This window comes from Martinezella calliandrae, assembly GCF_030272695.1.
Taxonomy (GTDB): domain Bacteria; phylum Pseudomonadota; class Alphaproteobacteria; order Rhizobiales; family Rhizobiaceae; genus Rhizobium; species Rhizobium calliandrae.
Genome location: NZ_JARFYN010000121.1, coordinates 1 through 4,272, shown reverse-complemented (window position 1 = coordinate 4,272; position 4,272 = coordinate 1). Strand labels below are relative to the sequence as shown.

The following is a 4,272-nucleotide window of genomic DNA, read 5'->3' as shown; positions in this document are numbered from 1 at the left end:
GCCGCCGGTCACGACGAAATCACTTTTGCGGTAACGGCCGACCGAAATCTTGCGGAGCGAAACGGAGCCGTTTTCGGTGTTGACCAGCCACACGGCCGGGTCGCCTTTGGCTGACGCGATGGCGTTATAGGGCAGCACGATCCCGGCATGCGGCGAGGACCGGAGCGTGCCGACAACCGGCGTGCCGAGAGCCCATTGGGCGTCATCCCCCAGCGCTACCTTGATGCGGATCGTGCCGGCCTTGGTGTCTATCACGGGAGATATTTCCCGGATTTTCCCATGGGCGTCGCGCGTCGGATCCTCGATCGCTGCCACGTCGACATCCGGCAAGGGCGGACCATCCAGAAAGAATGCCTCGAAGACGTCGAACACCGCATCCCTCGGGCCGTCATGCGCGAGCGTGAAGGCAGATTGCGCTGCCGAAACCACCTGTCCGACTTCGATCGTGCGCGCGGTGATAATGCCATCCGCGTCGGCCTTCATCTCCGTGTAGGACAGCGCATCCTCCGCCGTCGCGAGCGCCGCCTCGGCGGCGTCAAAAGCTGCCTGGGCGCTCAACAGCTCTTCTCGAGCCTGGTCAAAGATCTGCCGGGCAATCGCCTGCGATTGCAGGAGAGCCTTGGATCGCTCGAAGCTCAGCGTCTTCTCTTGGAGGATCGCTCTGGCCGATTCCAGTGTCGCCTTGGCCACATTCACGTCTGCCTGCTGTTCGGTGTCGTTGACGCGCGCAAGCACCTCGCCGGCATGAACATGGGATCCAACCTCGACCCGCCTTTCGACCACCCTGCCGCTGATGCGAAAGGAAAGTTCGGTCTGAATCTGAGCCTTTACCTCCCCGGTGATCTCGGCGATCGGCTGATAGGTGGCAGAGGCTGCCCGATCGACCCGCACATGTTGCGGCGGTGGCGCCACCGCAGCTTTCTCTTCGCAGGCAGCCAGACAGGCGCAGGCGAGACCAATTCCCAACCATCGAAAAGGCTGCATTATTTGCTCCGTTACGGTTTGCAACCAAAAGAGAGCCACGCTCGCCGCACATGCGGAGCGTGAACCGCCGGCTGACACTTAGTCTCGGCAAAGGCAGCACCTCATACGGTAGGCACTGCTTGATTTCTCCCCGAGCAGTGCTCAGCGTTGACCGTCGTCCACTCGACTGTTGCAGCCATGCTGGCGCAGCGCGAGCACGTTAGGGGACGGGTTCAGCGTCGGCTTGAGCCGAAGTTTTCGTTAATGGAAAGAAGGGCGTGCCGATCAATTTTTCGTCGCCGCCCATATGATCAGGCGCACTAGCATTCGCCAATTGATTGTTTGTGTAATGGGGCGATACCAAAGTTGCTTTGGGCCCAGTAAGCTAGTAGCCTCGGGGCCGACCTCTAAGGTGCTGACGTCCGACAACCTGCTGCGAAGCAGGATTATTCAGAGGCATAGGACGAGAAGGCCGGGTGGTGTGAGGACGAGCTGCCGGCAGATCCCTCTCACGTGCGTGGCCATCATTCGCAGGCTGCAGCTCATGTTTGACAGCCTGGTCGCCCCTTCCTCGAATACGGCTTCATACAGCGGGTGCTATTCGGCTTGTCGGCGAGCTGCGCACCAGTAGGCGTCTTTCTGACGCTGAGGCGCATGAGCCTGACAGGGGACGCGATGTTCCTCGGCGACGGCGACGAAATAGGCGAAGGTGTCTGAGATCCATACTCTTCCCAAACCGGAAAAGTATCAATGTCTACCCGTCCATATATCCGCGTTAATCTAAGGTCTAGTTTCTTTTGATGAAGCGCAGGCTACCCTTATGTCGTCACGGAAAAGGAGCAAGATTATGCACACCGTCGCGGAACAGTTCGCCGAGACCCTCGCGGCATCAGGCGTGAAACGGATTTACGGAATCGTCGGCGATAGCCTGAACGGCTTGACGGACGCCATCCGCCGGCAGGGGAAGATCGAATGGATCCACGTCCGGCACGAAGAAGTCGCCGCCTTCGCGGCGGGCGCCGAAGCTCACCTGACGGGCAGCCTCGCCGTATGCGCCGGAAGCTGCGGGCCTGGCAACCTGCATCTCATCAATGGGCTTTTCGACTGTCACCGTTCTCGCGTGCCGGTGCTGGCAATCGCAGCCCATATCCCCTCCGCGGAGATCGGCTCGGGTTATTTCCAGGAAACGCATCCGGAAAACCTCTTCCGCGAATGCAGCCACTATTGCGAGCTGGTTTCCAACTCGCGCCAGATGCCCGGCACGCTCGAAACGGCAATTCGCGAGGCGGTTGCCAAATGCGGAGTGTCGGTCGTGGTGATCCCCGGCGACGTCGCCTTGCAGGCGGCCCAACCGGCTCCGCCACCGAAAGCGGCGGCGCTGCTGCCGCCTCCGCCAGTCGTAGTACCTGCGCGCAGCGCGATCGAAGAACTTGCTTCGTTGCTCAATTCCGTCAAGCGGGTGACGATCCTGTGCGGCTCCGGCTGCGAAGGGGCGCACGAGCAATTGCTGGCGCTTGGCGAACGCCTCAAAGCACCCATGGTGCATTCCATGCGCGGCAAGGAACATGTCGAGTGGGACAATCCATTCGACGTCGGAATGACCGGACTGATCGGCTTTTCGTCCGGCTACTACGCCATGCTGGACTGCGACGCCCTGTTGATGCTCGGCACCGATTTCCCATATCGTCAGTTCTATCCCAAGGATGCAGGCGTGCGCGTCGCGCAGGTCGATATCCGGGCGGGGCAGATCGGGCGCCGCTGCGCGGTCGACGTGGCCGTCATTGGCGACGTCGGCGCGACGCTGAACGAGTTGCTCCCGCTGCTTGAGGAGAAGAGCAACGGTGGCCATCTCGCAAAGGCTCGGCAACACTACGCGCATGCAAGGGCAGAGCTTGACCGCCTGGCAGAGAGCAAATCGGGCCGGGGCCTCATCCATCCGCAGCAGATCGCTAAGGCGATCAGCGATCAAGCCGCAAGCGATGCGGTATTCACCTGCGATGTCGGCCTCCCCACCGTGTGGGCTGCGCGCTATCTTGCGATGAACGGCCAACGACGGCTGCTCGGGTCGTTCTGGCATGGGTCGATGGCCAACGCCATGGCGCAGGCGATCGGCGCCCAGGCGAGCCACCCCGGCCGGCAGGTCGTCTCCCTTTCGGGCGATGGCGGGTTCACCATGCTGATGGGCGACCTGATCAGCCTCAAGCAGCTCGACTTGCCCGTGAAGGTGGTTGTCTTCAACAACGGTGCGCTTGGCTTTATCGAGCTCGAGCAAAAATCCACGGGCTTTCTCAATTTCGGCACGGACCTGAAAAACCCGGATTTTGCGGCAATGGCCGAGGCCGTCGGCATCCGCGGCATCCGGCTTGAGGATCCGACTGAGGTGAGCGACGGCATCGCCGCCGCCTTCGCCCATGACGGCCCCGTTCTCATCGATGCGGTCGTCAACCGGACGGAGCTCGTAATGCCGCCGTCAATCACGACGGAGATGGCAAAAGGCTTCTCACTCTACATGGTGAAGGCGATCCTCAATGGGCGCGCCGACGAGGTCATCGATCTCGCCCGAACCAACCTTTGGCGCTGAGTGCTTCGGAAGGTGACCGACAAGGCATGGAAACGAAAATCATACGCGCGCTCGCTTTCATCGCCCGCTGTTCCGCGGCCGCCACAGCCGCTTACGAACTGGCGTCACTGCTGGGATTGAAAGAATCCGTCTGGGCGGCGATGTCGGCGGTGATCGTTTCCCAGGAGCGGTTGGACGAAACGTGTTCGTCGTTGATGGGGCGCATCCTCGGCACGCTGCTCGGGATCGTCGTCACCATCATGGTGAGCGAGGCGGCCTCGCGCGCGGCCGCCTCTGTCGCCCTTCAGATGGCGATCTCGGTCGCAATCTGCGCGCTGATCGCGCGTGAGTTCCCGAAGCTTCGGGTCGCCATGTGGACCTGTCCGATCATCCTGCTCGCGGCCCAGCCTTCGGTCCCGATCGTTGTCGTTGCGATGCACCGTGGCAGCGAGGTCATACTGGGCGCACTCGTCGGCTGGGTATTCCATTGGATGCCCGAAACACTTGTTGATGCGGTCAGCGGCGGTGAGCCCGGCCATCGCCGGTTCTATCGATGGCTCAAACGGCGCGTTTGAACGCACCGGATCAAGGGACGATCGTCATGACCGCCGCGTTGTGCCTGGGCGTTGCGAACGTTGGCTTGCGCACTTCTGACCGCGAGCTGGAGACTGAGAGGATCGATCTCCGCGAGGACGTCGCCCTTGTGGACCAGATCGCCAACGTCGACCTTGCGAGACACCATTCGTCCA

3 protein-coding genes and 2 pseudogenes are annotated in these 4,272 nt (G+C 61.6%); 3 read left to right on the top strand and 2 right to left on the bottom strand.

All coding sequences use genetic code 11. The features are described from left to right. The coding region (locus PY650_RS36100) for an efflux RND transporter periplasmic adaptor subunit (protein WP_285884862.1) at window positions 1-984 on the bottom strand (984 nt) is incomplete at its 3' end. 564 nt (window positions 985-1,548) lie between these two features. Here PY650_RS36100 and PY650_RS36095 point away from each other — a divergent pair. The 3 genes and pseudogenes from PY650_RS36095 to PY650_RS36085 all read left to right on the top strand — a co-directional run. After that, window positions 1,549-1,641: pseudogene (locus tag PY650_RS36095) on the top strand (metal ABC transporter permease); the annotation flags it as partial. Window positions 1,642-1,810: 169 nt separating this feature from the next. Beyond that, on the top strand, window positions 1,811-3,544 hold the full coding sequence (poxB, locus tag PY650_RS36090) for a ubiquinone-dependent pyruvate dehydrogenase (RefSeq protein ID WP_285884860.1): 1,734 nt from the start codon (window positions 1,811-1,813) through the stop codon (window positions 3,542-3,544). Window positions 3,545-3,570: 26 nt separating this feature from the next. Further along, window positions 3,571-4,098, top strand: coding sequence for an FUSC family protein (locus tag PY650_RS36085; RefSeq protein WP_285884858.1), 528 nt, complete (start codon window positions 3,571-3,573; stop codon window positions 4,096-4,098). A gap of 38 nt (window positions 4,099-4,136) precedes the next feature. On the opposite strand, the pseudogene PY650_RS36080 reads toward PY650_RS36085, so the two are convergent. Further along, window positions 4,137-4,272, bottom strand: a pseudogene (locus PY650_RS36080) (efflux RND transporter periplasmic adaptor subunit); the annotation flags it as partial.